This window comes from Micromonospora sp. Mcm103, from assembly GCF_024519755.1.
In the GTDB taxonomy this organism is placed as follows: Bacteria; Actinomycetota; Actinomycetes; order Mycobacteriales; family Micromonosporaceae; genus Micromonospora; species Micromonospora aurantiaca.
Genome location: NZ_JALJRJ010000028.1, coordinates 25,956 through 51,874 on the forward strand (window position 1 = coordinate 25,956; position 25,919 = coordinate 51,874).

Below are 25,919 nucleotides of genomic sequence, written 5' to 3' on the forward strand. Positions count from 1 at the left end.
AGAGGCATGTTCATGCCTCTCAGTCATAGTGCTCGGAAGTAATCCATCTGGGAGCCCGGGCCACGGTGCTCTCAGGCCACGACCGCCGCCCGGCCCCGGGCCACCGGGGTCGGCTCGCGAGTGGTCCCCACGCCCGCCACGGTCGGCAGTTCCCGGGTGGCCTCGGGTCCGGCGAACCCGACGATGGAGAGTTCCGTCTGCGGCTCGGCGACCGGGTGCAGGGCCGCGAACGCCTCGTCACGCAGGCTCTGCGCCGCCGCCGCGGCCAGCTCGGCCGCCTGCCAGGCGGCCTGCTCCCGCTGCATCGCGGCCCGGTGCCGGGCCGCCATGTTGTCCCGGACCAGCCGGCGCAGCAGCAGTTCCTGCTCCACCGGGTGCCGGCTCGGGTCCCAGCCGTTGCCGCCGAGGATGTCGCTGAGCTGCCGCACCGTGATCTCGTTACGCCACTGGGCGTCCATCGCGGCCCGGTGCAGCCAGCGCTCCCGGTCGGCGTACTCGGCCGGGGTCTTGGCGGTCCGGGGCAGCGGCAGCGCCGCGGCGGCGCTCAGGCGCCGGACGTCCTCCTCGGCCGCCTGGTACGCCTGCCAGGCGGCCTCGGCCTCCTCCTGGGCGGTCAGCCACTCGGATCGGCTCCGCTCGGCGGTCGCCGTGGCACGGGACGCGGCCACCGCCACCTCGTCGGCGTAGCGGATCTGCTCCTGGTCCCGTACGCGGGCACGCTCGGCCCGATCGATGCTGCTCGGCCGGGCGGCGTCGCTGATCCGGTCGACCAGTTCCGAGCGGAACCGGGACGGGCGGACGATCAGCGCGGTGACCACTGTCGCGGCCACGGCGAGCAGGACCAGCCAGATCACGGCGGCCGCGGGCATGTCGGGCAGGACGGCGGAGAAGACGGTCTGCATCACCAGCACCTCGTGGTGGAAGGAAGGACGATAAACGGTCGTGGCCCGGGCATCCGGGCGGGTGCGCGTCGTGACTCGGACGCGACGGGACGCGCAGCGGGGCGCGAGGCGTGCGGCCGGTGGGCCGCGCCGGGGCGTACCGGAAGGGGCGCCCGGTCAGGCGCGCGGCGGACCGCGACGGGCGATGTCCGCCCGGCCGGGGTCGGCGGCGGCGACGACCTCGACGCCGGGGACGCGCCCGGCGGAGTCGGCGGAGAGGGCTTCCGTGGCGGCCGGGCCGGTGCCGGGGCCGGTGGTCCGCGGGGCAGCGGTCGTCGCGTCGGCCGCCGTGAGGCCGGCGGAACGCGCGGCGCCGGTCGTGACCGCCTGCCGCGCCGCCACGTGCTCGATCGCCGTGATGTGCTCGATGGCGGCCACGTGCTCGATCGCCGCCATGTGCTCGATCGCTGCGACGTGCTCGGTCGCGACGGCGTGCGAGGCGACGGTTGCGTGCGAGGCCGCGGCGGCGTGAGCGGGTGCGGCGGCGATGCCCTGGAGGCCGGCGATGATCGCCAGGCCGGCCACAGCCGTGCGGGCGATCCGGCGCAGCGTCGCCGTCCAGGTGGACGGGGCGAACGCTACGGGCAGCACCTGTTCAACCTATCGGTCGACGGACGATCCCGCAGCTCAAGGATCTTGCGGGTTACGTGAGCCACCCCACGGGTCGGTGTGGACGGACATTCACGCAGGCCCGACGCGGAACGGCGCGGCGCCCCTTCCGGGGTGCCGCGCCGTCTCGTGAACGCCGGGCTCAGTTGCCGCCGAGCACCGGCGGCGGGGCGGCGTCGCCGTCGCTCCAGACCATCTCGTCCTCGGTGAGCCAGGTCAGCCGGCCGTCGGACTCGTCGTCGCCGTGGCCGCCGCGCCCGCCCAGCACGCCGCTGCGGCCGGCCATCGCGGGCCGCCCGGTGGCGCCGCCGGTGCGCTCGGCGGGCTTGCTCCCGGCGTCGACCACCAGACCACGGCCGGAGGTGAGCCGGCCGGTGCCGGCCGCCGAGCGGTTCTCCGCGCCGGACATGCCGCCGAAGCGGGCCGAGGAGGCCGCGTTGGTGCCGGTGCCCGCGAGCGAGCCGGTGCTCAGCACACCGGGGGCGCCGTAGAGGCCGCCACCCGGTCCGCCGGCGCTCATCGTCGTCGGGCCGGCGCCGCCGGGACCGAAGCCCGGGCCGCCGCCGATCGTCGGACCGCCGACGGTGCTGGTCAGCGGCGCGGCACCGGCCAGCGAGGTACCGCCCGGGTCGACGGTGCCGCTGGTCGGCACCGAGCCCGGAGCGCCGGCGCCGGGCTGGCCGCCCGGAGTGCCCGCACCGGGCGTGCCCTCGCCCGGCGTACCGCCGGTCGGGGCCGTGTGGTGCACGCCCGACGTGGTGGCGGTGGCGTTGGCACCCGGGCCGAAGCTGCCCAGGCTCGGGCCGGACGACGGCGTCTTCACCGACGGGCCGTTCTGCAGCGTCGGGTCGCCGTTGCTCGTGTGGCCGGGCAGTTCGGTCTCCGGCGGGTCCGGCACGACGATGCGGCCGTACGCCGAGAAGTCGTAGCCCTCGGCGAGCTTCGCCACGACCTGCACCATCCGCTGGTGCGCCTTCTCCTGCTCGGCCTTGTCCTGCTGGTGGCCGACGATCCCGCCGATCACCGCGCCCGGGGCACCGCCGATCAGGAAGCCCTTGCCGGCGCCGGAGAGCAGCTTGTCGTTGTCGTCGGTCTTCTCCGGGCTCTCCGCCTTGGACTGCGCGGCCCGCAGCTCGCTGGACATCATGTCCAGGCCCTGCCGGATGCCGGTCATGCCCTCGGACAGGTTGCCGGAGTAGCGCACGACCATGTCCAGCCGGCGGTGGAACTCCCGCGCCGCGTCGCCGGTCCAGGTCTTCGCCAGCGCCTCCAGGTCGGCGGTCAGGTCGCGGCCGAGGTCGTCGAGCGTGCCCTTCAGGGAGGTCCACTGGGCGCTGAGCGCCTCGATCTGCTTCGGGTCGCCGGCGTTGACGCCCTGGTAGAGCTCCTCGTGGCTGACGTGCTCGTAGCGCCGGGTGTACTCAGACACGCGGGTCCTCCTTCGGCTGCTTCATCGCCTCGTTGAGCCCGGAGAGGGCGGCGGCGATGTCGGCCGCGGCGGCGGCGTTGCGGGCCTCGGCGGTCTTGTAGTTCGTCATGATCTTGTGGGTCGCCTCGCGGGCGGCCAGGATCGCCCGGCGCAGCCGGTCGACGTGGTTGACGTAGCTCTGGTGCGTCTCGGAGTAGCGACGTGCGTTGTCGGTCGCGTCGGTGAACGTGCCGAGCGCCGGCGGGCGGCACTGCATCTGGGTGTTGAGCTTGCGCAACACCGACTCCGCCTCGTGCAGGCGCCGCTCGAGCCGCTGGTGGAAGTCCTCCAAGGACAGTACGTCTACCGTCGTGCGCCCCGTCATGGCTGCATCCCCGTAGTCATCGTCGATAACCGTTCGCCGTACTCAGGTTAGTCGAAGCGAGCCAACCCGGGCGACCCGTGACGGGGTTCCTCCACTTCGGATCGGCCGGCGGCTGTTCAACCGCCCTGGACCTGCGCCGCCGCGCCCCCGGCCGAGGGTGTCGCGGTGGCCCCCGGGGGTGCCGACGCATCGAAGTAGGTCATCGCATCCTCGCGGGACAGCGTCGGGCCGGTCGGCACCAGCGCCAGCAGCGAGGCCGGTACGGCCAGTGGCGTCACGTCGCCGTACCCGAGCGCGCTCCTGGCGTCGCCCCCGGCGGTGCCGAGCGGATAGCGGATGCCCTGGGCGGTGATCAGGTAGACGGTCGAGCCGGCCGCCGCCTTGCCGCTCTCCCCGGCCGTGGCCTGCACCAGCACGCCCTTGCCGCCTGGTAGCAGCACGTTCTCGGCGGTGCGTACCGCGTCGCGGGCGCCCTGCCGGGCCGGCATCGCGGTCGCCGAGGTCAGCTCGGCCGGCGGGGAGTCGAAGACCTCCAACGTGGTGGTCGGCGGCTGACCGGCCGGGCCGGGCCGGTAGGTGGCGCACAGCACGGTGCGGCCCGGCCGGACCTCGTGCAGCGTCGGCAGCCGGGCCGGCAGGCCGTCCGCGTCCAGCCGCTGGTCGGTGAGGAGCCGGCCCGCCTCGTCCGGAGTGATCTGCGTCACCTCGCCGCCGCTGCCGAGCAGCAGCAGCGCGGTGACCTCGCGGACGGTCGCCAGGCCCTGCCGGGTGAGCACGTAGTACTGGCCGGCGGCCTGGTAGACCTGGCCGATCCGGGCCGGCCGGTCGGCCACCGTCAGCCCGCTCGCGCTGCCGTCCCCGGCGATCGCCGGCTTGCGCAGCACCGGACCGACCGGCACCGCGTTCAGCAGTTGCTGCCCGACCGTCAGGTTCGTCGCGCCGGCCATCTTCAACGCCACCAGCGCCTGCTCGTCGCCGGCGACCTGCAGCCGGGAACCGCCGGTGAGCAGGTAACGGGCGTCGCTGGTCCGCACCACCACGGCCCGGTCGGTCAGCGCCGTGCCACCGGGCAGCGCGCGGTCGATCACCAGGTGCGTGGTGGAGCGCTGCGGGTCGTTCGGATCCGGTACGTCGCACACCGACCAGGGCAGCCCGACCAGGGACTTGCGGTCCGGCAGGTCGTCCGGGGCACCCACGATGCCGACCAGCCGCCCGCGTGGACGGTCCTTGATCGACGCCTGCGACATGGTGCGCGGCTGCGCCGCCGCGTCGTTGACGATCAGCCGCGCCGAGGCGTAGTTGAGCGTCGGGCGCAGCACCTGGTCCTCGCCGAAGTAGTACGTCGCGCCGGTCTCCCGCTCGATCACCAGCGTGTTCGGCTCCAGCGGCGCCGAGTTGCTGGTGAGCTGCCCGTACGCGCCCACGCCGCCGAGCACCACGGCGGCCGCGATGACGCTGCCGAACACCGCCATGCCGAGGCGGCGCATCGGCAGGTCGTTCGTCTCCGGATCACCGGAGAGCAGTGCCGAGACGATGCGGCGGGTGACGAAGCGGTACGCCTGCACCTGATCGCGGCGGGTCCGCATGACTAACCTCCGGCGGGGGTGGGTCCGCGGCGACAGGTCCGAACAGCGCCGCGGGCTTCCCTACGATAAGGGGCCGTCGGGGGTGCGCCGGACCCCGTCCGCCGCCCGAACGACCGCACCCGCCCGGCGGATGCCCAGGATGTCCAGAAGGGACGCACACCGATGACGCAGCTCCAGGCGCCACCCGGTCGTACCGCCACCGCTCCCGCCGTACCGCCGGACCGGCCGGTCACCCCGGCCGACAAGCGCCGCCGGGGACGCCTCGGCCCGGTCGTGGTCGGGCAGCTCGTGGTGGTGGAGTGCGCGGCGCTCGCCGTCTGGTTCGCCACCGCCGGCCCGGCGTGGCTGCTCGCGGTGGTCGGCGTCCTGGCGCTGCTGGCGGTGGCCGCGGCGTTCGCACGCCGGGGCGGCCGCTGGTGGTACGAGGACCTGATGCTCCGCCGCCGGCTGCGCCGGCGCCGCGACCGGGCCCGGGGCGCGGCGCCGGGCGGCGACCCGCGGCTCGCCGCGCTCGCCCCCGAGCTGACGGTGGTGGAGCTGACCGAGCGCGGCACCCGGCTCGGCATCGGGCAGGACGACCGGGGCTGGTTCGCCGCGCTGGCGCTGACCGGCCGTCCCGGTGCGCCCGCCGGCTCGATCGAGGCGGCGGTGGTCGACCGGGCGCTCGCGGTGCTCGCCGACTTCTCCGGCCCGGTCACCCAGACCCAGGTCGTCTCGCACACCCTGGTCTGGTACCCGGCACCCGGCGCGCCGCCGTCCGCGTACCGGACCGTGTGGGTGGCGCTGCGCCTGTCGGTGTCCGACGCGCGGGCCGAGGCGGTGAGCCGGGGCGGCGGCCTGCGCGGCGTGCACCGCACGGTGGCGGCCGGGGTGGGCCGGCTCGGCAAGGCGCTCAACGCCGCCGGCCTCGGTCACCGGGTGCTCGACCGCAACGAGCTGCACGCGGCGGTGGTGTCCGGCGCCGGCCTCGACCTGGCCCCGGAGTCCCCGGTGGAGACGTGGACCAGCCTGCGCGGAGGCGGCTGGACGCAGCGCTGCCTGGCCCTGCGGGTACGCCCCAACGGCTCGCTCGGCGCACTCGTGGACGCGGTCACCTCCACCTCCGCGCCCTCGCACACGGTCGCCGCCGTGGTGCTCCCGGGCGGCCGGCGGGTGCCGCCGCTGCTGCGGGTGGCGGCCATGGACGGGCACGCCGAGGCGCTGGTGAAGGCGGTCCGGGAGATGGCCCGGCGCGCCGGTGTGCCGGCCCGCCCGCTGGACGGCCAGCACGGCCCGGGCGTCTACGCCACCGCGCCGGTCGGTACCGCGATGGGGACCGTCACGGTCGAAGGTTGACGATCCAGCCGTACGCGCCGCACACCCAGACGGCCAGCGGCACCAGCGCGATGATCAGCAGGATCTCGACGATGTCCAGGGTCCGGCCCCAGACCGGGGAGATCCGCTTGCCGGCCACGGTCAGGCCGTAGACCAGGCTGATCACGGCCACCACGGCCAGGCCGCCGAGGATCAGGCCGAGCCGTACCGCCAGTGAGCCGGCGGCGAAGGTGGCGGCGGCGACCAGCCCGAGGCCGACGGTGCCGGCCAGCAGCACCGGCGTGCGCTGGGCGCGGCCGAGGAACGGGCGGGCCCGCAGCAGCGACAGCAGCGCCAGCACCAGGCAGAGCAGGACCGCCGGGAGCCGGCCGTCCTCGGCCAGCACCACCTCGCCGCCGAGCACCAGCAGCGAGACGGTCCACAGCAGACCGGTGAGGAACGCGTCCGCGCGCTCGCTGTTGCGCAGCACCGACGGCCCGTCCACCGACTCGGTGTCGGTCTTGAGGTCGTCCGGGCCGGTGGGGATGGACGGCACCGGCAGCCGGGCCAGGCGGTAGGCGAGCATCGGCAGCGCGGGCAGCGCGCCGAACGCGACAGTCGCCACCACCGCCGCGGAGGCCGCCGCGCCGATGTCGAAGGACAGGCTGAGCACCGCGCCGAGGCCGACCGCGCCGCCCACGCCGACCGCGCCGAGGAACAGCGGCAGGCGGTCGCCGACCGCCAGCGCGGCGACCGCGCCGAAGACCACCACCGCGGTGCCGGCCAGCAGGACGTGCGGGCCGGCCAGCTCGCCGAGTGTCCGCTCACCGGCGAGCACCAGCAGGCCGCCGACGCCCGCGTACCCGATCCCGACCAGGGCCAGCACCGCGCCGGTGCGGCTGTCGCCGGCCGCGCGGGACAGCACCGCGGCGCCGACCAGCAGCGCCACCGCGACCACGAACGCGGCCGCCGCGCCGGGTAGCTGCGGCGGGCCGGTGAGCAGCGTCGCGACCGCGCCCGCGGCCAGCGCCGAGCCGGCCAGCAGGACCGCGAACGCCCGCGTGGTGCCCACCTGCCAGGCGCCCGCCCGCTGGGTGGTGGAGGTGGCGACCGCGTCCACCACGTCGTCGAAGACGATCTCGGGCGCGGTCGCGGCACGCGGGTTGAAGTAGAGCATCTCGCCGTCGCGGACACCGAGCTGCGCGGCGGTGCGGCCGCCGTCGAGCGGTTGACCGCCGAGCCGGGACAGGGCCCAGCCGCCGTGCCGTACGCCCTCGTCGGCCAGGTCCTCGCCCGCGTACCGCAGCAGCGTGGGGAGCAGGTCGGCGAGCGGCACGTCGGACGGCAGCGCCAGATCCATCCTGGTACGCGGCGCCACGATGGTGATCCGGCTCAGTCCGCCGGTCGCCGTCTTCGTCGCCACAGTGGCCTCCTCGTGCTCGCATACGATCCGCTGGGCCGTCGGCGTCGCCACACGGGTCCACGACGCCTGACGGAGATTACCTACGATGGCGGTCGCACAGGTTGCCCACCCGACGCTCACCGGCGGTGGCAGACCACGATCAGGGCCGCTTCTGGGGAGGGGAGAGCCGTGAGTACGGTGGTGTTCCGCCGACTTCCGCGTCAACCGGGGCCCGCGCTGCCGCGCGGCGAGGTGCTGCTGGAATCCCCGCCCGAGCTGCCGGAGCCGCAGGCCAAGGGCATGGGTCAGGTGCTGATGATCCTGCCGATGCTCTGCGGCGTGGGCGCGATGGCGTTCCTCTACGCCGGCCGGGGCGGCGGCATGATGACGTACGTCGCGGGTGGCCTGTTCGGTGTGTCCATGTTGGGCATGGCGATCGGCACGCTCGGCAACGGCGGCAAGGACAAGGCCGAGCTGAACGCCCAGCGGCGCGACTACATGCGTTACCTGGCGCAGATGCGTAAGCGCACCCGGCGGGCGGCCGAGCAGCAGCGCGCCGCGATGACCTGGCGGCACCCGGAGCCGGACGCGCTCTGGTCGATCGCCGCCTCGCGCCGGCTCTGGGAGCGGCGGATCACCGAGGACGACTTCGGCGAGGTGCGGATCGCGCTGGGCCCGCAGCGGCTGGCGGTGGAGATCGTGCCGCCGGAGACCAAGCCGGTGGAGGACCTGGAGCCGATGAGCGCGATCGCGCTGCGCCGGTTCGTCCGGGCCCACTCCAGCGTGCCGGATCTGCCGACCGCGCTGTCGCTGCGCGCGTTCAGCCGGATCGCGTTGCGCGGCGACCGGGAGCCGGTGCTGGACCTGGCCCGGGCCGCGTTGGGTCAGCTGGTCACGTTCCACGCCCCGGAGGACCTCCTGGTGGTCGTGGTGGCCGCGCCGGATCGGCAGGCCGCCTGGGACTGGGTGAAGTGGCTGCCGCACGCCCAGCACCCGGGGCGTACGGACGCGGCCGGCGCGCGCCGGATGGTGTTCGCCGCGCTGGACGAGGCGGAGACGGCGCTGGCCCAGGACCTGGGCGGACGGCCCCGGTTCGCGCCGGAGGCGAAGCCGCTGACCACCGCGCCGCACGTGGTGGTGGTGCTGGACGGCGGTGAGGTCTCGGCGACCTGCGCCCTGACCGGGCCGGGCCTGCTCGGCACGACGGTGTTCGACCTGTCCGGCGCGGTCCCGCGCGACGCCGGCCGCTGGCTGCTCTGCCTGGACGCCGGGGACGGCACCGGTCTGGACCTGGTGCGCGGCACCGCCACGTCGCGGCTCGGCCGGCCGGACCGGCTGTCCCTGAGCGCGGCCGAGGGGCTGGCCCGGCAGATCGCCCCGTTCCGGCTCTCCCAGCAGCAGGGCGCCAGCACCGAGGAGCCGCTGTCCCGCAGCATGGAGCTGCCCGACCTGCTCGGGGTCGGCGACGCGGCCACGGTGGACGTCCGGCAGACCTGGCGTCCGCGCAGCAACCGCGACCGGCTGCGCATCCCGCTCGGCCTGGGCCCGGACGGCAACGTGGTGGAGCTGGACTTCAAGGAGTCCGCGCACGAGGGCATGGGCCCGCACGGCCTGGTGATCGGCGCCACCGGTTCCGGCAAGAGCGAACTGCTGCGGACGGTGGTCGCGGCGCTCGCGGTGACGCACTCGTCGGAGGAGCTGAACTTCGTCCTCGTCGACTTCAAGGGCGGCGCCACGTTCGCCTCGCTGGACGCGTTGCCGCACACCAGCGCGGTGATCACCAACCTCTCCGACGAGCTGCCGCTGGTCGACCGCATGCGGGACGCGCTCGCCGGCGAGATGAACCGCCGCCAGGAGGTGCTGCGGGCGGCGGGCAACTACGTCTCCCGGTACGACTACGAGAAGGCGCGGGCGGCCGGTGAGCAGCTGGAGCCGATGCCCAGCCTGCTGATCATCTGTGACGAGTTCTCCGAGCTGCTCGCGGCCAAGCCGGACTTCATCGACCTGTTCGTGATGATCGGCCGGCTCGGCCGGTCGCTCGGCGTGCACCTGCTGCTCGCCTCGCAGCGGCTGGAGGAGGGCAAGCTGCGCGGCCTGGACACGCACCTGTCGTACCGGATCGGTCTGCGCACGTTCTCGGCGGTGGAGAGCCGGATCGTGCTCGGCGTGCCGGACGCGTACGAGCTGCCCAGCGCGCCCGGTCACGGCTACCTGAAGACCGACACCGCGACCATGCTGCGGTTCCGCGCCGCCTACGTGTCCGGCCCGTACCGGGCGCCCGGGCAGGTGCAGCGATCCACCCGGGCGCAGGTGCAGCGCCGGATCGTCCCGTACGGCATCGACTACGTGCCGGTGCCGGCGGCGCCGAGCCCGGCGGAGGCCGCCCCGGAGCCGGAGCAGAGCGGTGACGGCAAGGCCGTGGCGATGCTCGACGTGCTGATCGACCAGCTCAAGGGCCGGGGCAAGCCGGCGCACCAGGTGTGGCTGCCGCCGCTGGCCGAGCCGTCCGGGCTGGCCGAGCTGCTGCCGAAACTGAGCGTGCACCCGACGTACGGCCTGACCACCGCCGACTGGCCGGGCCGCGGCCGGCTCGCGGTGCCGGTCGGCATCGTGGACCGGCCGTACGAGCAGCGCCGCGACCCGATGATGGTCGACCTGGCCGGGGCCGGCGGCAACGTGGTGATCGTCGGGGCGTCGCTGAGCGGCAAGAGCACCATGCTGCGCTCGATGCTGGCCTCGCTGGCGCTCACCCATACGCCGCGCGAGGTGCAGTTCTTCTGTCTCGACTTCGGTGGCGGCGCGCTGCGCAGCCTGGACGGGCTGCCGCACACCTCGGGTGTGGCGGGGGGGCGCGACGTCGAGGCGGTCCGGCGGACGGTGGCCGAGGTGGTCGCCGTGATCGACGAGCGGGAGAACCGGTTCACCCAGCACGGCATCGACTCGGTGGCCAGTTACCGGCGTCGCCGGGCGGCGGGTGAGTTCGCCGACGACCCGTTCGGTGACGTCTTCCTCGTGGTGGACGGCTGGAACACGCTGCGCCAGGAGTACGAGGAGCTGGAGCAGACGATCACCAACCTGGCGAACCGGGGCCTCGGCTTCGGTGTCCACGTGGTGATCACGGCGGTGCGCTGGGCGGAGATCCGGATCAACATGCGGGACCTGCTCGGCACCAAGCTGGAGCTGCGGCTCGGTGACCCGTCGGAGTCGGAGATCGACAGGCGGGCCGCGCAGAACGTGCCGGTGGGCGCGCCCGGCCGCGGTCTGACCCGGGACAAGCTGCACTTCCTGACCGCGATCTCGCGGATCGACGGCAAGCGCGACATCGAGGACCTGACCGAGGCGTCGGTGGCGCTCGCCGGTCACGTCGCGGCGAACTGGCCGGGACAGCCGGCGCCGAAGGTCCGGCTGCTGCCGCGCAAGCTGGCGGTCACCGAGCTGGCGAAGGTCGTCGACCGGTCCGCGCCGGGCATCCCGATCGGCGTCAACGAGTCGGCGCTCGCCCCGGTCTACCTGGACCTGGCGGGCGAGCCGCACCTGACCGTGTTCGGCGACGCCGAGTGCGGCAAGACGAACCTGCTGCGGCTGATCGCCCGGGGGATCGCCGAGCGGTACACCCCGGCCCAGGCGCGGCTGGTCATCGCCGACTACCGGCGTGGTCTGCTGGGTGCGGTCGAGGGGGACCACCTGCTCGACTACGCGCCGTCGAACCAGGTGTTCAGCCAGGGCCTCGGCTCGATCCGCAGCGCGTTGCAGAACCGGCTGCCCGGCCCGGACGTGACCACCGCGCAGCTGCGTGACCGGAGCTGGTGGAAGGGCCCGGACCTGTACATCCTGGTGGACGACTACGACCTGGTCGCCTCCGGTGGCAGCAACCCGCTGAGCGCGCTGCACGAGCTGCTGCCACAGGCGCGGGACATCGGCCTGCACCTGATCATCACGCGCCGGGTCGGCGGTGTGGCCCGGGCGCTGTACGAGCCGGTGCTGCAACGCCTGCGCGAGCTGGACTCGCCGGGCCTGCTGATGTCCGGCAGCAGGGAGGAGGGCGCGGTGTTCGGCAACCTGCGGCCGACCCCGCAGCCGCCGGGCCGGGGCACGCTCGTGCGCCGCCGCGACGGCCAGCAGCTGATCCAGACCGCGTGGACGGAACCCGCCTGACGGGACGGACGGCGGGCCGCCCCGTCCGGTAGCGTCGGCCCGATCGACAGCCGCGAGTGGGAAGGGGCGCGTCCGTGAGCAGCCCGTCGGGTTTCGGTGCCGCCGTGGAGGGTCTGCTGCGGCAGGCGCAGGAGCAGCAGCGCCGGCTGGCCGAGGTCCAGCGGCAGCGTGCCGAGCTGCGGGTGACCGGGGAGAGCCCGGACGGCCTGGTGCGCGTGACAGTCGACGGCGACATGAAGGTCGGCGACGTCGAGCTCAACCCGCGGGCGATGCGGCTGGACAGCTTCTCCCTGGCCGAGGCGATGCAGGCGGCGATCGACGCGGCCTACGCCGCCTTCGAGGAGCGGCAGCGGGAGATGCTGGGCGAGATGCTCGGCGACTCCGAGATGGTCCGCCGGGCGCAGGACGGCACGCTCACCCCGGAGGACTGGTTCCGTCAGTTCGGGGTGGACCTGTCCGACCCGACCCGCAACCTGCGGCGCTGAGCGAGAGGAGCCGACGATGCCGAACACGGTCGACGTCGACGCGATCCGGAAGGCCGGGCAGCGGCTCGACGCCCCGGACGGCCCGATCCAATACCTCCGCAACGTCGAGACGTTGCTGGCCGAGGTGAAGCTGCCCGGCGGTGCGCTGAGCTGGTTCGGCACCGGCGCGGTGGAGCGGCACAACGCGGCGGTGGACGGGCACCTGGACAACGTCCGCACCGGCGTGGAGCATCTGCGCAGGGCCGCCGCGCAGCTCGAACAGAGCGCGAAGAACTGGGAGAAGTCGGATCAGCCCTGGGTGGTCAAGTGATCGGCCGGGTCCGCCACGGGAAGGACGCCTGATGCCACCGGAGATCCTCATCGCCAACGCGTCCGGGACGGTGACCGGCTCGGTGTCGGTCGCGCAGACCACGGCCCCGGTCCGCTCGGCGGCGGCCATCGCCAAGGGCAACCTGGTCTGGATCGCGGCCTCGGCGGCGCTGATCGGCACGATCCTCTACCTGGAGTCGTTCGACAACCAGGAGGTGAACGAGTCCATCAAGAAGTGGGACGAGGCGGCCCGCCTGCTCGGCGCGGACCAGTTCGGCGCGGCGATGGCGGCGGTCCCGCCGGACGCGGCGGAGTGGGACTTCGACGACCGGGACGCGTTCGACCTGTTCCTGCGCAAGCTCGGTGCGGAGATCAATTCGCTGGCCGAGGCGTTCGCCGCCAACCGGGACACGCTCACCGCCGCCCGGGACGCGTACAACGACGCGGTCTCCGGCCTGGCCCAGGCGCTCATGCCGATCCTGGTCGCGGTGATCGCCTCGATCGCGCTCCAGTTCTTCCCCGCGACCACCGCGCTGGCCCAGGCCATCGGCATCGCCGGCCTGGCCGCCACCGCCGCCATCCTGGTCCTGGTCTTCGGCGAGATCAGCGCGTTGCTGCACGCGCTGATGGCCGCCTTCCACACCGACAGCCGGTTCACGTTCAGCGCGGACTCCCGGCCCGGCTGGGCGCCGACCGGCTCCGACCCGGACATCAAGGACATCAAGATCGACTGGGTGCGGGACTCCAAGTTCTACGGCTGACGGGGGCGACGCGTGGACACCCTGCTCTTCTCGCTGCTGCTGTACGTCCTGCTGACCATCCCGGTCTTCGTGGTCCTGATGCTGTTCGCCGGGCTGAACCGCTCGGCGCGGCTGCGACGGGCCGCCGAGGTGGTGGCGCTGAGCACCTGCGCGGCGCTGCTGGTGCTGTCGTTCCAGCGCGCGTTCGAGAAGCCGGTGCTGTGGGTCGTGGTGGTGATGCTGGTCGCGGTGCTGGCCTTCGGCGTGTCGACGATCGTCAGATCCGCACGCGATCGGTCCTGACCTCGCCCTCGACCGTCCACCTGGTACGGAGGGGTGGCGCTCCGCGTCTGTCGACAGTGGCATGTCGGAATACGACGATGGGTCAGCAGGGCTGCGCGGGTTGGACATCGTCCGCTACGGTTCGGATGAAGTGTCCGTCGGTGGGGTGTGTACGCCTTGCCGCGGGGGAGGGCGCGGCGGAACCGCCGCCACAAGATGACGGAAGGGTGTGAAGCATGGCGTTCGAGGTCAGTGCAGCGACTCTGCACACCGCCGCGAGTGACGTGCGGTCCACGCGCAGCGACGTCGACGGCGAGCTCAAGAAGCTGTGGAACGTGGTCGACGACCTGGCGATGGCCTGGAAGGGCCAGGCGTCCACGGGCTTCCAGAGCCTGATGACTCGCTGGAACGAGGACACGACGAAGCTGCTGACCGCGATGGACAACATCGCGGACCTGCTCGACAAGTCGGGCACCACGCACCAGGTCAACGACGAAGAGCAGCAGCAGATGCTGGACAAGTTCCACGCTGCGCTCAACCCGTGATCCGCGAAGACAGGCAGAGGAGGAACCGATGAGCATCAAGGTTGATTACGCTGTTCTGGAGAGCAGCAACCAGCAGATGCAGGCCATCTCGCGGACCATCGACGAGAAGCTGGACACGCTGCGGGCGATGCTGACCAAGCTCGAGTGGGAGGGCCAGGACCGGGCCGCCTACCAGCAGCACCAGGCCCAGTGGGACGCCGCCGTGCGGGACATCAACAAGGTCCTGAACGAGATCGGTGGCGCGGTGGGCATCGCGCGCGAGAACTACATGACCACGGAGATGAGCAACTCCAAGGTCTGGGGCAACTGACCCCCGACCGGTCCACAGCGGCTCCGCTACGGCTCGCGCCGGGCGGAGCCGTCGTGCATCGTCAGGCGTCCTGCGGGACGTCGCGCCGGCCCGGCCGCCACCCGCGCCGCCGTCCGCGTACCAGGATGGGCCGCAGCGTCAGCAGGACGCCGGCCAGCAGCGCGCCGACGACGGCGACCCAGATCGCGACGGTGCGCTGCCCCGCCAGCGGGTCGGCCGGCGGCGCCGGTGGCGGCATCGCGCCCAGCGGTGGGTCGCTGCGGGTGCCCAGCAGGCTGGTGACGGCCCGGTACGGGTTGACCATCCCGTAGCCGACCTCGGCGTTGTGCCCGTCCGGCGGGCTGTCGGCGGTGCGGGTCAGCCGGTAGGCGACCTCGTCGGCGCCGATGTCCGGGTGCGCGGCCCGCACCAGCGCGGCCACCCCGGAGACGTACGCGGTGGCGAAGCTCGTCCCGCCCTGCGGCTCGCCCCGGTAGCCCGGCCCCTGCGGCGCGGGCCCGACGATGTTCAGGCCGGGGCCGGCGATGTCCACGTAGTCCCCGCTGACCGAGCTGCCGACGTGCCCGCCCTGCTCGTCGATCCCGGCGACGGCGACGACACCCTCGTACGCCGCCGGATAGGCGGGCCGGTCCTCCCGGTTCTCCTGCCGGTTGCCGGCGGACGCGACGATCACCACGTCCTTGCCGAGCGCGTACTGCACGGCGGACTTCAGCGCCGGGTCGTCGAGCGTGACCAGGGACAGGTTGATCACGTCGGCGTCGTGGTCGACGGCCCAGCGGATCGCCTTGCCGATCTCGGCCGGCACGTCCGGGTCGAAGTTCTCCTTGTTCTCGGCCAGCACCCGCAGCGGCAGGATCTTCGCCTCCGGCGCGATGCCGGTGTACGGGGTGCCGGTGCCCTCCCGGCCGGCGATGATGCCCGCGACCATGGTGCCGTGGCCGACCAGGTCGCACTGCCCCTTCAGGCGGACGAGCTGGTTGAAGTCCTCACCCGGCAGCACCCGCCCGCGCAGCAAGGGATGGGTCGGTGAGACCCCGGAGTCGATCACCGCGACGGTGATGCCCGCGCCCTTGCCGAGCCGCCAGGCGGCGGCCGGGTCGAGACGGCTCAGCGCCCACGGCACCTCGGTGGGTGCGGGGCCGCCGGCTGGGCCGCACTTCGGGGCGGCCAGCGCGGGCGCGGGCACCGCCAGCGCGCCGCCGAGCAGGGCGGTCACCGCCGCTCCGGAGAGGACGGACCTGATCCGGTGTCCGGCCCGGACGCGTCCCGTGGTCGCGCCCGGCCGCAAGCTGTCGCGCACGCGGTGAGATTACCCGCCGCGCCCGCCCGCGCGGGGCGCACGTGGTGCCGGCCGGATCACCGGCCGGCGGCGGCGTCCCCGGCGGGCTCGCCGGCGAACAGGGCCAGCAGCGCGCCGACCTGCTGGTCGGCCTCGGCCGGGTGCCGGAAGCGGCCCTTCGGATTGATCGTGTACTCGTTGCGCCGTCCCACCCGCGTACGCCGCAGGTAACCCCCTGCTTCCAGGTCGGCCACGATGGCCTGGGCCGCCCGCTCGGTCACGCCCACCTCGTCCGCCACGTCCCGCAACCGGGCGGTGGGGTTGCGCGCGATCGCCAGCAGCACGTGGCCATGGTTGGTGAGGAAGGTCCAGTTACGGCGGCTCCCGTCCTCAACTGGTGTGGTCGCCATGGTGGTCATGCTATGGCCACGTCCGCCACCTGCCGAATCGGCGCGGTCCGGGGCGGAGCGGAGACGGGAAAGTATGAAATGCGTATCACGAATCTTGACGGACCCCGAGGGGCGTGTGACCGTGGGTCGCGAGGCCGTTCGGCCTGGTGGTTCCCCAGGTAGACGAGGTGAGGGACATGACGCCGAGCACCCCGGAACAGGCACTTGCCGAGCTGCGTGCCGGTAACCACCGGTTCGTCACGGGCGTCCCGCAGCATCCGAATCAGGACGCCGGGCACCGGGCGGCGGTCGCCGACGGCCAGCACCCGTTCGCGGTGATCGTCGGCTGCTCCGACTCGCGGCTCGCCGCCGAGATCATCTTCGACCGCGGTCTCGGTGACCTCTTCGTGGTGCGTACCGCCGGGCACACCGCCGGGCCGGAGGTGCTCGGCAGCGTCGAGTACGCCGTCACCGTGCTGGGCACGCCGCTCGTGGTGGTGCTCGGGCACGACTCGTGCGGCGCGGTCCAGGCCGCCCGGGAGGGGGTCCGGACGGGTGCCGCCCCGGCCGGGCACCTGGGCGCGGTGGTGGACGCGGTCTCGCCGAGCCTGCTGCGCGCCGCCCGCCAGGGCGTCGAGGACCTCGACGGCATCATCGACGTCCACATCGCGCAGACGGTGGAGACGCTGCTGGCCCGGTCCGCCGTGCTGGCCGAGCGGGTGGCCGCCGGGCGGTGCACGGTGGTGGGCATGTCGTACCGGCTCGCCGGTGGCGAGGTGCGGACCGTGGCGCAGTCCCCGGCCCCGCTGCCCGCCCCGGCCGCGCCCGCCGACCCGGCGCTGGCGAGCTGACACATTCGGACGCGAAAAGGGGCCGCCCTCGGGCGGCCCCTTTTCGTGGTGTCCGGATCAGAGCAGCGACATGTGGACGTGGTCGGTGTGGTTCGACGGTCCGCTGTAGGAACGCCAGCCGGTGGCCGGGAACCAGATCTGCCGGTTCCAGATGACGTAGTAGATGCCCAGCCGGTCGGCGTTGCGGATCAGGAACGCGGCGACCTCGTTGCCGTACCGGCGGGTGTCGTTGTTGTGCCACGGCGCGAAGCCGCTGTTCTGCAGCGACCAGTCACACGCCTTGCCCTTGGGGTGCTCCCACGGCCCGCCGGACCGGTAGCAGCCCACGAAGCGCTTGAAGCCCGCGCGCCGGACCTCCTTGTACGCGTGCAGCGTGCGCGGCGTGACGCAGCCCGAGGTGGTCGGGTCATCCTCGCTGCACGACTCGGCCTTCCACCCGCCGTCGGCGGTGCGGCCGGGGGCGATCTTGGCGACCGGTGAGGTGGCGGAGACCAGGCCGCCGGTGAAGCCGAGACCGCCGACGAGCTTCAGCGCGCGCTCGGCCTGCACCTTCTCGCGCTCCATCGCGTTCTTCTGCTTCTCCTGCTCGCGCACCTCGGCGTCGAGCGCGATCTTGGCTTGCTCGGCGCGGGTCTTGACCGCGTTGATGGCGGCCAGGCGCTGCGCGTTGAGGAGGTTCAGCTCGTCCAGGGCGTTGACCCGGCGGACGAACGAGTCGGGGGAGTTGCTCTCCAGCAGCATCGCCATCGCGCCCATCCGGCCGGTCCGGTAGGACTGGGCGGCGAGCTGGTTGACCTGCGGGCTGAGCGCGTCGAGTTCGGCCTGTGCCGTCTTCACCTCGGCCGCCAGCCGCCGCTGGCGATCCTGGGACTTGGCGAGCTTCGCCTTGGCCTGGAGGAAGTTCCGGTTGGCGGAGTCGATCGCCTCGGTGATGAGCGGCGGATCGCCGTCCTCCTCGTGGCCCGAGGGGGTGCCGGGGGCCGCCGCGGCGGGGGCCGCGGTCGCCGGGTTCGGGCCGGCCAGCACGGCTAGCGAGGCCAGCACGGCCACCACGGGTGTCAGCCAGCGGCGCAGGGGTGCCGTCACAGTGTTCCCTTCCGTCGGCCGCCGACCGGGTTAGCTGACGGGTTCGGGACGGAAGTGGCCCCTACCGCTGTCGCGGATTCACCCCATGTACCTGGTTCCCCGGTTCGCCCGTGGGCGATTGGGCGGCGGCACCGCTGGCGCCGGTGCGCGCCTTCGGCGGTGACCGGCAGCGAGGTTACCTGACAGCACTCGTGAGGATCTACGTCCGGAAGCCGACCAATAGCGAGATTTCGCCGTGGCGCACCGTGACCAGCGTCGCGTTTGAATTCGATGGTGACGCTGCGGAGTGTCACCATGCGGCCTCCGTACTCTTCCCGCCGCCGAGCGCCTCCAGCGCGTCGTCCCGTCCGGCCGGCGGCGGGGGCGCGGCGGGCGCCGGCTCCGCGCCGGGCGAGCGCCGCCCGGCGGTGGTCACGATCGCGGCCAGTCCGGTCGTCAGCGGTACGGCGGCGATCAGGCCGAGCGTCGCCACCGCGCTGCGGACGATCTCCTGGGCGAGGAACTCACTGGTGAGGATCTCGCTCACCGGGCGGGAGTCGGCGACCAGCAGGAGCAGCAGCGGCAGCGAGGCGCCGGCGTACGCCAGCACGATGGTGTTGACGGTGGACGCGATGTGGGCCCGGCCGACCCGGGTCGCCGCCCGGTAGAGCTGCCGCCGGGACAGTCCGGGGTTGGCGTGCGCCAGTTCGGTGACGGTGGCCGCCTGGGTGACTGTGACGTCGTCCAGCACGCCCAGCGAGCCGATGATGATGCCGGCCAGAAGCAGTCCGTGCAGGTCCACGTCGCCCTGGAACATGGACAGCGTGGTGGCGTCCTCGCTGCCGAAGCCGGTCAGGTGGGTGGCGGACGTGGCGAGCAGGCCGAGCACGCCGGTGACCACCAGGCTGCCGAGCGTGCCGAGCACCGCGACCGACGTCTGCGCGGTGATCCCGTGGGTCAGGTAGAGCACCACGAACATGATCAACGCGGCGCCCACGATCGCGACGAGCAGCGGCGGCTGGCCGGCGCCGATGCCCGGCAGCACGAAGCCGAGCAGGATGGCGAAGCTGGCCACCAGGCCGCCGAGCGCGGCGAGCCCGCGCCACCTGCCGAACGCCACGATCGCGGCGGCGAACAGCACCATCAGCCAGATCAGCGGTGTACCGCGCTGGTGCTCGGCGATGTTGTAGGACTTCACCGCCGGGTCGGCCGGGTCGGTCAGCTCGACCAGGACGACCTCGTCGCCGACCGCGACCCGCGGCGCGCCCGGCCCGGCCGGGATCGGCGTCTCGACCTGCCGGCCCGCGTCCGGGCCCTGCTCGGCGGTGACGGTCACGGTGCCGCAGGGGCCACCGCCGCCCTCCGGGGCCTCCGGCGTCGGCGGGCAGGGCTCGGTGACCACCCGGGTCACCGTGCCGTGGTAGCGAGGGACGTCCGCGCCGCCGACCGGCTCCCGGTCCTGCCCGGGCCAGAGCACCAGCGCCGCGATCACGGTGAGCGCGAACAGCGGCACCACCACGGCGACGAGCAGCCGCCGTACGCCCGGCGGCGCGGCGGGTGCGGGGCGGGTGTGGTCGGCACCCATGACGTCTCTCCCAACGGTCGCGGCGACGCCTGGTCCGCCGGACCGGTCTGGTCACCCGGCCGGCGTGGACGTGTCGACCACGTCCGGGTCGTCGCCCGGCCATGGTAGGCAGCCCGGCCGGGCGGTCCCGGACACCGTGGCCGGTGACGCGCGCCCCGCGCGGGTCAGGTCAGGCCGGCCCGGCGTCGCCGGTACTCGTCCTCGTCGATCTCGCCGCGGGCGTACCGCTCGTCCAGGATGCGCCGGGCCGTCGTCGGGCCCAGGTACTGCGGGCCGGTCCACCGCACGGCCGCCCAGACGAGCCCCGCCAGCACCCCGAGCACCAGCAGGGACCAGATCCACATCCAGCCCATCATCGGGCTCTGCCACATCATCGGGCCGCCCTCCGTCCGTCGCCGCGGGTCCGCCGGTCCGGCCTGCCCGCCACGTCGACGGTACGTCCGCCCGGGCGCGTCGGCGCGGGTCGATGTGCCCCGCCCGGAGGGCCGGAGGTCCCCCTTCAGCCGCGCTTCATCAGGCGGCCGACGGCGGCCATCATCTCGGTCGCCATCTCGTCGGCCCGGCCCTCGGCGGCGCCCTCGTGCATGCAGTGCCGGGCGTGGCCGTCGAGCAGGCCCAGGCCGACCTTGTCCAGCGCCGCCTGGATGGCCGAGATCTGGGTCAGCACGTCGATGCAGTAACGGTCGTCCTCGACCATCTTCTCGATGCCACGGACCTGCCCCTCGATCCGGCGGAGCCGGGCGAGGAGTTGGTCCTTGCTGGCGGTGTAGCCCCGGGTCGGGCTGGACGGCGCGGTCATGAAACCGAGGATAGCGTACCCCTCGGGGGTATGCTAACGTTCGGAACGTACCCCTGGGGGGTATCAGATCGGAGGGCGAGATGGAGACCACCTACCAGGTGAACGGCATGACCTGCGGGCACTGCGTCAACTCGGTGAGCACCGAGCTGAGCGCACTTCCGGGCGTCACCGACGTCCAGGTCGACCTGGCCGGCGGCCGGGTCACCGTCACCAGTCAGAACCCGCTGGACGCGGACGCGGTCCGCGCGGCGGTCGACGAGGCCGGCTACGACCTCGTCGGTGCGTGACGGGTCCGGCGGACCCGCGACAACCGAGGAGACACCATGAACACGGCGACGAAGCTCAGCGGCTTCGCGCTCGGCCTCGTGGCGGTGTTCGGCGCGGCGTACGGGATCGGCAACCTGGCCGATCCAGTCGCCCCGGCCGCCGAGACCCGACACGACGACACCGGCAGCGACCACGGGGCCGGCGATACCGGCCACGGTGACGAGAGCCAGGCGGGCGGCGCCTCCGCGCACCTGCCCGGCGGGCTGCTCGTCTCCGAGCGCGGCTACACGTTCCAGCCCGCCGACGCCCCGGCCGGGCAGTTCGCCTTCCGGATCACCGGCCCGGACGGCGCACCGGTCACCCGCTTCGAGGTGGCCCACGACAAGCGCATGCACCTGATCGTCGCCCGCCGGGACCTGTCCGGGTTCCGGCACGTCCACCCGGAGATGGCCGGCGACGGCACCTGGCGGGTCGCCTCACCGCTCGGCGGCCCCGGCGTCTGGCGGGCGTTCGCCGACTTCACCCCCGAAGGCGGCGAGCCGCTGACGCTCGGCCTGGACGTCACGGTCCCCGGCGAGCTGACCGCCCGGCCGTTGCCGGCGCCGGCGACCAGCACCACAGTCGACGGCTACACGGTCACCCTGACCGGCACGCCGGAGCCGGGCCGCACCAGCCGGCTCACGCTCTCCGTCAGCCGCGACGGGCGGCCGGTCACCGACCTTGCGCCCTACCTCGGGGCGTACGGGCACCTGGTGGCGCTGCGGCAGGGCGACCTGGCGTACCTGCACGTGCACCCGGAGGGCACGCCCGGCGACGGGCGCACACCTGCCGGTCCGGCGATCACGTTCGCCGCCGAGGTGCCCTCGGCCGGGGCGTACCGTCTCTACCTGGACTTCCGGCACGGCGACGCGGTGCACACCGCCGAGTTCACCGTCCTGGCCGGCGACCGGACCGCGCCCGCGCCCGCCGCGCCGGCATCCACCACCGCACCGACCCCGGACGCCGGACACGGCACCCCGGGGCACGGGCACAGTTGAGCGCCGGAGGTGCCGCGATGACTGCCACGGGAAAGGCGCTGCCCACCGCGCCGAACCTGATCGAACTGGCGATCGGCGGGATGACCTGCGCGTCCTGCGCCGCCCGGATCGAGAAGAAGCTCAACCGGATGGACGGCGTCGAGGCGACTGTGAACTACGCCACCGAGAAGGCCACCGTCCGGTACGCCGACGACATCGCGCCGGCCGACCTGATCGCCACCGTCGAGAAGACCGGCTACACCGCCGTGGTGCCGCCGCCGCCCGAGCAGGCGGAGGCGGCAGCGGCCGGGGAGCCGGTGGACGAGCTGCGCACCGCGCGTACCCGGCTCTGGGTCTCCGCCGCGCTCACCCTGCCGGTGATCGTGCTCGCCATGGTTCCGGCCTGGCAGTTCGACTACTGGCAGTGGGCCTCGCTCACCCTCGCCGCCCCGGTGGTGGTCTGGGGCGGGCTGCCGTTCCACCGCGCCGCGCTGATCAACCTGCGGCACGGCGCGGCGACCATGGACACGCTCGTCTCGCTCGGCACGCTGGCCGCGTTCGGCTGGTCGCTCTGGGCGCTGTTCCTCGGCGACGCCGGCATGCCCGGGATGAAGCACCCGTTCAGCCTCGACATCACCCGCGGCGACGGCGCCGGCAACATCTACCTGGAGGCCGCCGCCGGGGTGACCGTGTTCATCCTGGCCGGGCGGTACTTCGAGGCGCGCTCCAAGCGCACCGCCGGGTCGGCGCTGCGCGCCCTGCTCGAACTCGGCGCCAAGGACGTGGCGGTGCTGCGCGACGGGCAGGAGACCCGGATCCCGGTCGGCCGGCTCGCGGTCGGCGACCGGTTCGTGGTCCGGCCCGGCGAGAAGATCGCCACCGACGGTGTGGTCGAGGAGGGCACGTCCGCGGTCGACGCCAGCATGCTCACCGGCGAGTCGGTGCCGGTCGAGGTGGGCCAGGGCGACGCCGTGGTCGGCGCCACGGTGAACGCCGGCGGCCGGCTGGTGGTCCGCGCCACCCGGGTCGGCGGGGACACCCAGCTCGCCCAGATGGCGCGGCTGGTGGAGCAGGCACAGACCGGCAAGGCGGCGGTGCAGCGGCTCGCCGACCGGATCTCCGGCGTCTTCGTGCCGATCGTGATCGCGCTGGCCGCCGGCACGCTCGGCTGGTGGCTCGGCACCGGCTCCGGGCCGACCGCCGCGTTCACCGCGGCGGTGGCCGTCCTGATCATCGCCTGCCCGTGCGCGCTCGGCCTGGCCACCCCGACCGCGCTGCTCGTCGGCACCGGCCGCGGCGCGCAGCTCGGCGTGCTGATCAAGGGGCCGGAGGTGCTGGAGTCCACCCGCCGGGTCGACACCGTGGTGCTGGACAAGACCGGCACCGTCACCACCGGCCGGATGGCGCTGGCCGAGGTGCTGCCCGCCGACGGCGAGGACGCCGACGAACTGCTCCGGGTGGCCGGTGCGCTGGAGGCCGCCTCCGAGCACCCGATCGCGCGGGCCGTCGCCGAGGCCGCGGCCGAAGCCGGACCGCTGCCGCCGGTCGGCGAGTTCGCCAACGCCGAAGGGCTGGGCGTGACCGGCACCGTCGACGGCCGGACCGTGGTGGTCGGCCGGGCCCGGCTGCTGCGGGAGCGGGGTCTCGACGTACCCGAGGAGGTCGTGCGGGCCGCGACCGGCGCGGAGGCCGCCGGGCGGACGGCGATCCTGGCCGGCTGGGACGGGCGGGCCCGCGGTGTGCTCGCGGTGGCCGACGCGGTGAAGCCGACCAGCCGGGCGGCGGTCGCCCGGCTGCGTGAGCTGGGCCTGAAGCCGGTGCTGCTCACCGGCGACAACACCACTGTGGCGAAGGCGGTGGCGGCCGAGGTCGGCATCGACGAGGTGATCGCGGAGGTGCTGCCCGCCGACAAGGTCGACGTGGTCGAGCGGCTCCAGCGCGAGGGCCGGGTGGTCGCCATGGTCGGCGACGGGGTGAACGACGCCGCCGCGCTGGCCCGGGCCGACCTCGGGCTGGCCATGGGCACCGGCACCGACGCGGCCATCGAGGCCGCCGACCTGACGCTGGTCCGGGGCGACCTGATGGTCGCGGCGGACGCCATCCGGCTCTCCCGGCGGACGCTGGCGATCATCAAGGGCAACCTGTTCTGGGCGTTCGCCTACAACGTCGCGGCGTTGCCGCTGGCGGCGGCCGGACTGCTCAACCCGATGCTCGCCGGGGCGGCCATGGCGTTCTCGTCGGTCTTCGTGGTGGGCAACAGCCTGCGGTTGCGGCGCTTCCGCCCGATCGCGTGAGGGGATTGAGCCGACGGCCGACGGGGTAACCAGTTGTCGTCAGGCAACCGCATCAGTGGAGGTCATCATGGGTCTGGACGACAAGATCGACAACGCTTCCCAGGACACCGCGGGCAAGGTCAAGGAGGGCGTCGGCCGGGCGACCGACAACGAGCGCCTCGAGGCCGAGGGCCGCAACGACCAGGCGGGCGCCAAGCTCAAGCAGGCCGGCGAGAAGATCAAGGACGCCTTCAAGAGCTGAGTACGCGACGCACACACACCACCGGGTCGGCCCACGGGCCGGCCCGGAGTGCTGTCCGGGTGCGGGTCAGCGCGGCCGGTCACCGGCCAGGCGCGCGGCGCGTACCTCCAGATAACGCCGCTCCGGCAGGCTCGTGGTGGCCCGCGCGGCGGCCAGGTACGCGGCCCGGGCCTCCGCACGGTCACCGGCCAGGTCGAGCAGGTGCGCGCGGACGGCGGCGAGCCGGTGGTGCCCCGAGGTCCGGTCGTCGCCGTCGAGCGTGGCCAGCAGCGCCAGCCCGGCACGCGGGCCGTCCACCATGGCCACCGCGACGGCCTGGTTGAGCGTGACCATCGGGTTCGGCGCGACCCGCGCCAGCACCCGGTAGAGCGCGACGATCTGCCGCCAGTCGGTGTCCTCGGCGGTGGGCGCCTCCGCGTGCACCGCGGCGATCGCCGCCTGCACCTGGTACGGCCCCGGCGCCGACCAGGTGAGCGCCTCGGTCACCAGCGCTACCCCCTCCGCGACGGCGTCCCGGTCCCACCGGCTGCGGTCCTGCTCCGCCAGTGGCACCAGCTCGCCGTCCGGCCCGGTACGGGCGGCCCGGTGCGCGTCGGTGAGCAGCATCAGCGCCAGCAACCCGGCCACCTCGCCGTCGTCCGGGAGCAGCCGGCGCAGCTCCCGGGTCAGCCGGATCGCCTCTGCGGTCAGCTCGGCCCGGTGCAGCGCCTCGCCGCTGGACGCGGTGTAACCCTCGTTGAAGACCAGGTAGAGCACCCGCAGCACGGCGGCCAGCCGCTCGTCCCGGTCCGCCGGCGACGGCAGCGTGAAACGCGCGCCGGACGCCTCGATCCGCTGCTTCGCGCGGCGGATCCGCTGGCTCATCGTCGCCTCCGGCACCAGGTAGGCGCGGGCGATCTCGGCGGTGCTCAACCCGCCCACGGCGCGCAGTGTGAGCGCCACCTGCCCGCTCACCGGCAACGCCGGATGGCAGCAGAGGAACAGCAGCTTCAACGTGTCGTCCCCGCTCGGGGTCTCCTCGTCGGCGGGCGGCGCGACGGTCGCGTACGCGGGCTGCCGCACCGCCACCGCCACCTCGCGTTCCCGGCGGGCGTGCTCGCTGCGCCACTCGTCGGTGAGCCGCCGGGTGGCGACGGTGACCAGCCACGAGCGGGGATGGTCCGGCAGGCCCTGTTCCGGCCACTGCACGGCGGCGGCCAGCAGCGCCTCCTGGACCGCGTCCTCGCAGGCGTAGAACTGGCCGTGCCGCCGCACGAGCACGCCGAGGACCTGCGGCGCGAGCTCACGCAGCAGATCCTCGACCGCCCGCGACGTCACATCTCCGTCCCGGCCTGCTCCATCACCGCGCGCACCTCCAGCACACCGAAACCGTGCCGCACGTCCGGCCAGCGCGCGGCGATCTCGGCGGCCCGCTCCGGGGTCTCGCAGTCGACGGTCAGGTAGCCGGCGAACTGCTCCTTGCTCTCCATGAACGGCCCGTCGGTGATCTCGGCGCCGCCACCGGCGGCCGGACGGGCCGTACGGGTCTGCGAGGGGTGAGCGAGCGCCTCGCCGCCGACCAGCTCGCCGGACTCGGTCAGCTCCTTCATGATCTCGTCGACCTCACCGAAGATCGCGGTGCGTTCCGCCTCGGACAGCTCCTCCACGAAGCCGGGCCGGTTCCAGATCAGCAGCATGTACTTC

At 73.9% G+C, this 25,919-nt stretch carries 27 protein-coding genes and 1 riboswitch; of the genes, 13 read left to right on the forward strand and 14 right to left on the reverse strand.

What is annotated here, in order from left to right:
- Window positions 1-71 precede the first annotated feature (71 nt).
- The 5 genes from OC439_RS27100 to eccB form a co-directional block, all read right to left on the reverse strand.
- A complete protein-coding gene (locus OC439_RS27100; RefSeq protein WP_262015898.1) occupies window positions 72-902 on the reverse strand; it encodes a hypothetical protein in 831 nt (276 codons plus the stop codon).
- Window positions 903-1,058: 156 nt separating this feature from the next.
- Window positions 1,059-1,532 carry a hypothetical protein gene (locus tag OC439_RS27105; RefSeq protein ID WP_262015899.1) on the reverse strand — a complete coding sequence of 158 codons (474 nt, stop codon included), beginning with the start codon at window positions 1,530-1,532 and terminating at the stop codon, window positions 1,059-1,061.
- 160 nt (window positions 1,533-1,692) lie between these two features.
- A complete protein-coding gene (locus tag OC439_RS27110; protein WP_262015900.1) occupies window positions 1,693-2,979 on the reverse strand; it encodes a WXG100 family type VII secretion target in 1,287 nt (428 codons plus the stop codon).
- Window positions 2,972-3,343, reverse strand: coding sequence for a hypothetical protein (locus OC439_RS27115; RefSeq protein ID WP_013283763.1), 372 nt, complete (start codon window positions 3,341-3,343; stop codon window positions 2,972-2,974). Before OC439_RS27115 ends, OC439_RS27110 begins: the two co-directional genes overlap by 8 nt.
- Before the next feature lie 116 nt (window positions 3,344-3,459).
- On the reverse strand, window positions 3,460-4,929 hold the full coding sequence (eccB, locus tag OC439_RS27120; RefSeq protein ID WP_262015901.1) for a type VII secretion protein EccB: 1,470 nt from the start codon (window positions 4,927-4,929) through the stop codon (window positions 3,460-3,462).
- Between the two features lie 162 nt (window positions 4,930-5,091).
- On the opposite strand from eccB, the gene OC439_RS27125 reads away from it, so the two are divergent.
- Window positions 5,092-6,264 (forward strand): type VII secretion protein EccE, encoded by a 1,173-nt coding sequence (locus OC439_RS27125; protein WP_135243009.1) that lies wholly within the window; start codon window positions 5,092-5,094, stop codon window positions 6,262-6,264.
- Here the strand turns inward: OC439_RS27125 and eccD are convergent.
- Window positions 6,248-7,645, reverse strand: coding sequence for a type VII secretion integral membrane protein EccD (eccD, locus tag OC439_RS27130; protein ID WP_262015902.1), 1,398 nt, complete (start codon window positions 7,643-7,645; stop codon window positions 6,248-6,250). The genes OC439_RS27125 and eccD overlap by 17 nt on opposite strands.
- Window positions 7,646-7,813: 168 nt before the next feature.
- Between eccD and eccCa the strand changes: the two genes are divergently transcribed.
- The 7 genes from eccCa to OC439_RS27165 all read left to right on the forward strand — a co-directional run bounded on the left by eccCa (window position 7,814) and on the right by OC439_RS27165 (window position 14,450).
- Window positions 7,814-11,779, forward strand: a complete 3,966-nt coding sequence (eccCa, locus tag OC439_RS27135; protein ID WP_262015903.1) for a type VII secretion protein EccCa — start codon at window positions 7,814-7,816, stop codon at window positions 11,777-11,779.
- A 74-nt stretch (window positions 11,780-11,853) separates the two neighbouring features.
- Window positions 11,854-12,264, forward strand: a complete 411-nt coding sequence (locus tag OC439_RS27140; RefSeq protein ID WP_262015904.1) for a YbaB/EbfC family nucleoid-associated protein — start codon at window positions 11,854-11,856, stop codon at window positions 12,262-12,264.
- Between the two features lie 16 nt (window positions 12,265-12,280).
- Window positions 12,281-12,574 carry a hypothetical protein gene (locus tag OC439_RS27145; protein WP_194798849.1) on the forward strand — a complete coding sequence of 98 codons (294 nt, stop codon included), beginning with the start codon at window positions 12,281-12,283 and terminating at the stop codon, window positions 12,572-12,574.
- A gap of 31 nt (window positions 12,575-12,605) precedes the next feature.
- The gene (locus tag OC439_RS27150) at window positions 12,606-13,334 is read left to right on the forward strand and encodes a hypothetical protein (protein ID WP_262015905.1); all 729 of its coding nucleotides are present in this window, start codon (window positions 12,606-12,608) and stop codon (window positions 13,332-13,334) included.
- A gap of 12 nt (window positions 13,335-13,346) precedes the next feature.
- Window positions 13,347-13,616: a hypothetical protein gene (locus tag OC439_RS27155; protein WP_262015906.1), complete on the forward strand. Its 270-nt coding sequence runs from the start codon at window positions 13,347-13,349 to the stop codon at window positions 13,614-13,616.
- A gap of 215 nt (window positions 13,617-13,831) precedes the next feature.
- Window positions 13,832-14,140: a WXG100 family type VII secretion target gene (locus tag OC439_RS27160; protein WP_013283772.1), complete on the forward strand. Its 309-nt coding sequence runs from the start codon at window positions 13,832-13,834 to the stop codon at window positions 14,138-14,140.
- A gap of 28 nt (window positions 14,141-14,168) precedes the next feature.
- Window positions 14,169-14,450: a WXG100 family type VII secretion target gene (locus tag OC439_RS27165; RefSeq protein WP_013283773.1), complete on the forward strand. Its 282-nt coding sequence runs from the start codon at window positions 14,169-14,171 to the stop codon at window positions 14,448-14,450.
- A 61-nt stretch (window positions 14,451-14,511) separates the two neighbouring features.
- Here the strand turns inward: OC439_RS27165 and mycP are convergent, their stop codons facing one another.
- Window positions 14,512-15,750 (reverse strand): type VII secretion-associated serine protease mycosin, encoded by a 1,239-nt coding sequence (gene mycP / locus OC439_RS27170; RefSeq protein ID WP_262015907.1) that lies wholly within the window; start codon window positions 15,748-15,750, stop codon window positions 14,512-14,514.
- Between the two features lie 56 nt (window positions 15,751-15,806).
- Window positions 15,807-16,148, reverse strand: coding sequence for a helix-turn-helix transcriptional regulator (locus OC439_RS27175; RefSeq protein WP_262015908.1), 342 nt, complete (start codon window positions 16,146-16,148; stop codon window positions 15,807-15,809).
- 167 nt (window positions 16,149-16,315) lie between these two features.
- Between OC439_RS27175 and OC439_RS27180 the strand changes: the two genes are divergently transcribed.
- Window positions 16,316-16,969 carry a carbonic anhydrase gene (locus tag OC439_RS27180; RefSeq protein WP_262015909.1) on the forward strand — a complete coding sequence of 218 codons (654 nt, stop codon included), beginning with the start codon at window positions 16,316-16,318 and terminating at the stop codon, window positions 16,967-16,969.
- Window positions 16,970-17,026: 57 nt separating this feature from the next.
- On the opposite strand, the gene OC439_RS27185 is transcribed toward OC439_RS27180, so the two are convergent.
- From OC439_RS27185 to OC439_RS27200, 4 genes are all read right to left on the reverse strand, one after another.
- Complete coding sequence (locus OC439_RS27185) at window positions 17,027-18,055, reverse strand: coiled-coil domain-containing protein (protein WP_262015910.1); 1,029 nt, start codon at window positions 18,053-18,055, stop codon at window positions 17,027-17,029.
- Window positions 18,056-18,058: 3 nt separating this feature from the next.
- Window positions 18,059-18,190: riboswitch (cyclic di-AMP (ydaO/yuaA leader) on the reverse strand.
- Window positions 18,191-18,344: 154 nt separating this feature from the next.
- Window positions 18,345-19,619, reverse strand: a complete 1,275-nt coding sequence (locus OC439_RS27190; RefSeq protein WP_262015911.1) for a YibE/F family protein — start codon at window positions 19,617-19,619, stop codon at window positions 18,345-18,347.
- Between the two features lie 164 nt (window positions 19,620-19,783).
- Window positions 19,784-19,993 carry an SHOCT domain-containing protein gene (locus OC439_RS27195; RefSeq protein WP_114919353.1) on the reverse strand — a complete coding sequence of 70 codons (210 nt, stop codon included), beginning with the start codon at window positions 19,991-19,993 and terminating at the stop codon, window positions 19,784-19,786.
- 125 nt (window positions 19,994-20,118) lie between these two features.
- Window positions 20,119-20,418 (reverse strand): metal-sensitive transcriptional regulator, encoded by a 300-nt coding sequence (locus tag OC439_RS27200; protein ID WP_013283780.1) that lies wholly within the window; start codon window positions 20,416-20,418, stop codon window positions 20,119-20,121.
- Between the two features lie 80 nt (window positions 20,419-20,498).
- On the opposite strand from OC439_RS27200, the gene OC439_RS27205 reads away from it, so the two are divergent.
- The 4 genes from OC439_RS27205 to OC439_RS27220 all read left to right on the forward strand — a co-directional run bounded on the left by OC439_RS27205 (window position 20,499) and on the right by OC439_RS27220 (window position 24,236).
- Window positions 20,499-20,705: a heavy-metal-associated domain-containing protein gene (locus OC439_RS27205; protein WP_262015912.1), complete on the forward strand. Its 207-nt coding sequence runs from the start codon at window positions 20,499-20,501 to the stop codon at window positions 20,703-20,705.
- Window positions 20,706-20,741: 36 nt separating this feature from the next.
- Window positions 20,742-21,722, forward strand: a complete 981-nt coding sequence (locus OC439_RS27210; RefSeq protein ID WP_262015913.1) for a DUF748 domain-containing protein — start codon at window positions 20,742-20,744, stop codon at window positions 21,720-21,722.
- 17 nt (window positions 21,723-21,739) lie between these two features.
- Window positions 21,740-23,995: a heavy metal translocating P-type ATPase gene (locus tag OC439_RS27215; protein WP_262015914.1), complete on the forward strand. Its 2,256-nt coding sequence runs from the start codon at window positions 21,740-21,742 to the stop codon at window positions 23,993-23,995.
- Window positions 23,996-24,062: 67 nt separating this feature from the next.
- Window positions 24,063-24,236 carry a CsbD family protein gene (locus OC439_RS27220; protein ID WP_013283784.1) on the forward strand — a complete coding sequence of 58 codons (174 nt, stop codon included), beginning with the start codon at window positions 24,063-24,065 and terminating at the stop codon, window positions 24,234-24,236.
- Window positions 24,237-24,302: 66 nt separating this feature from the next.
- Here OC439_RS27220 and OC439_RS27225 read toward each other — a convergent pair whose 3' ends face one another.
- Window positions 24,303-25,553, reverse strand: a complete 1,251-nt coding sequence (locus OC439_RS27225) for an RNA polymerase sigma factor (RefSeq protein WP_262015915.1) — start codon at window positions 25,551-25,553, stop codon at window positions 24,303-24,305.
- Window positions 25,550-25,912: a YciI family protein gene (locus OC439_RS27230; protein ID WP_262015933.1), complete on the reverse strand. Its 363-nt coding sequence runs from the start codon at window positions 25,910-25,912 to the stop codon at window positions 25,550-25,552. The genes OC439_RS27225 and OC439_RS27230 overlap by 4 nt, the downstream gene beginning before the upstream one ends.
- Window positions 25,913-25,919 lie beyond the last annotated feature (7 nt).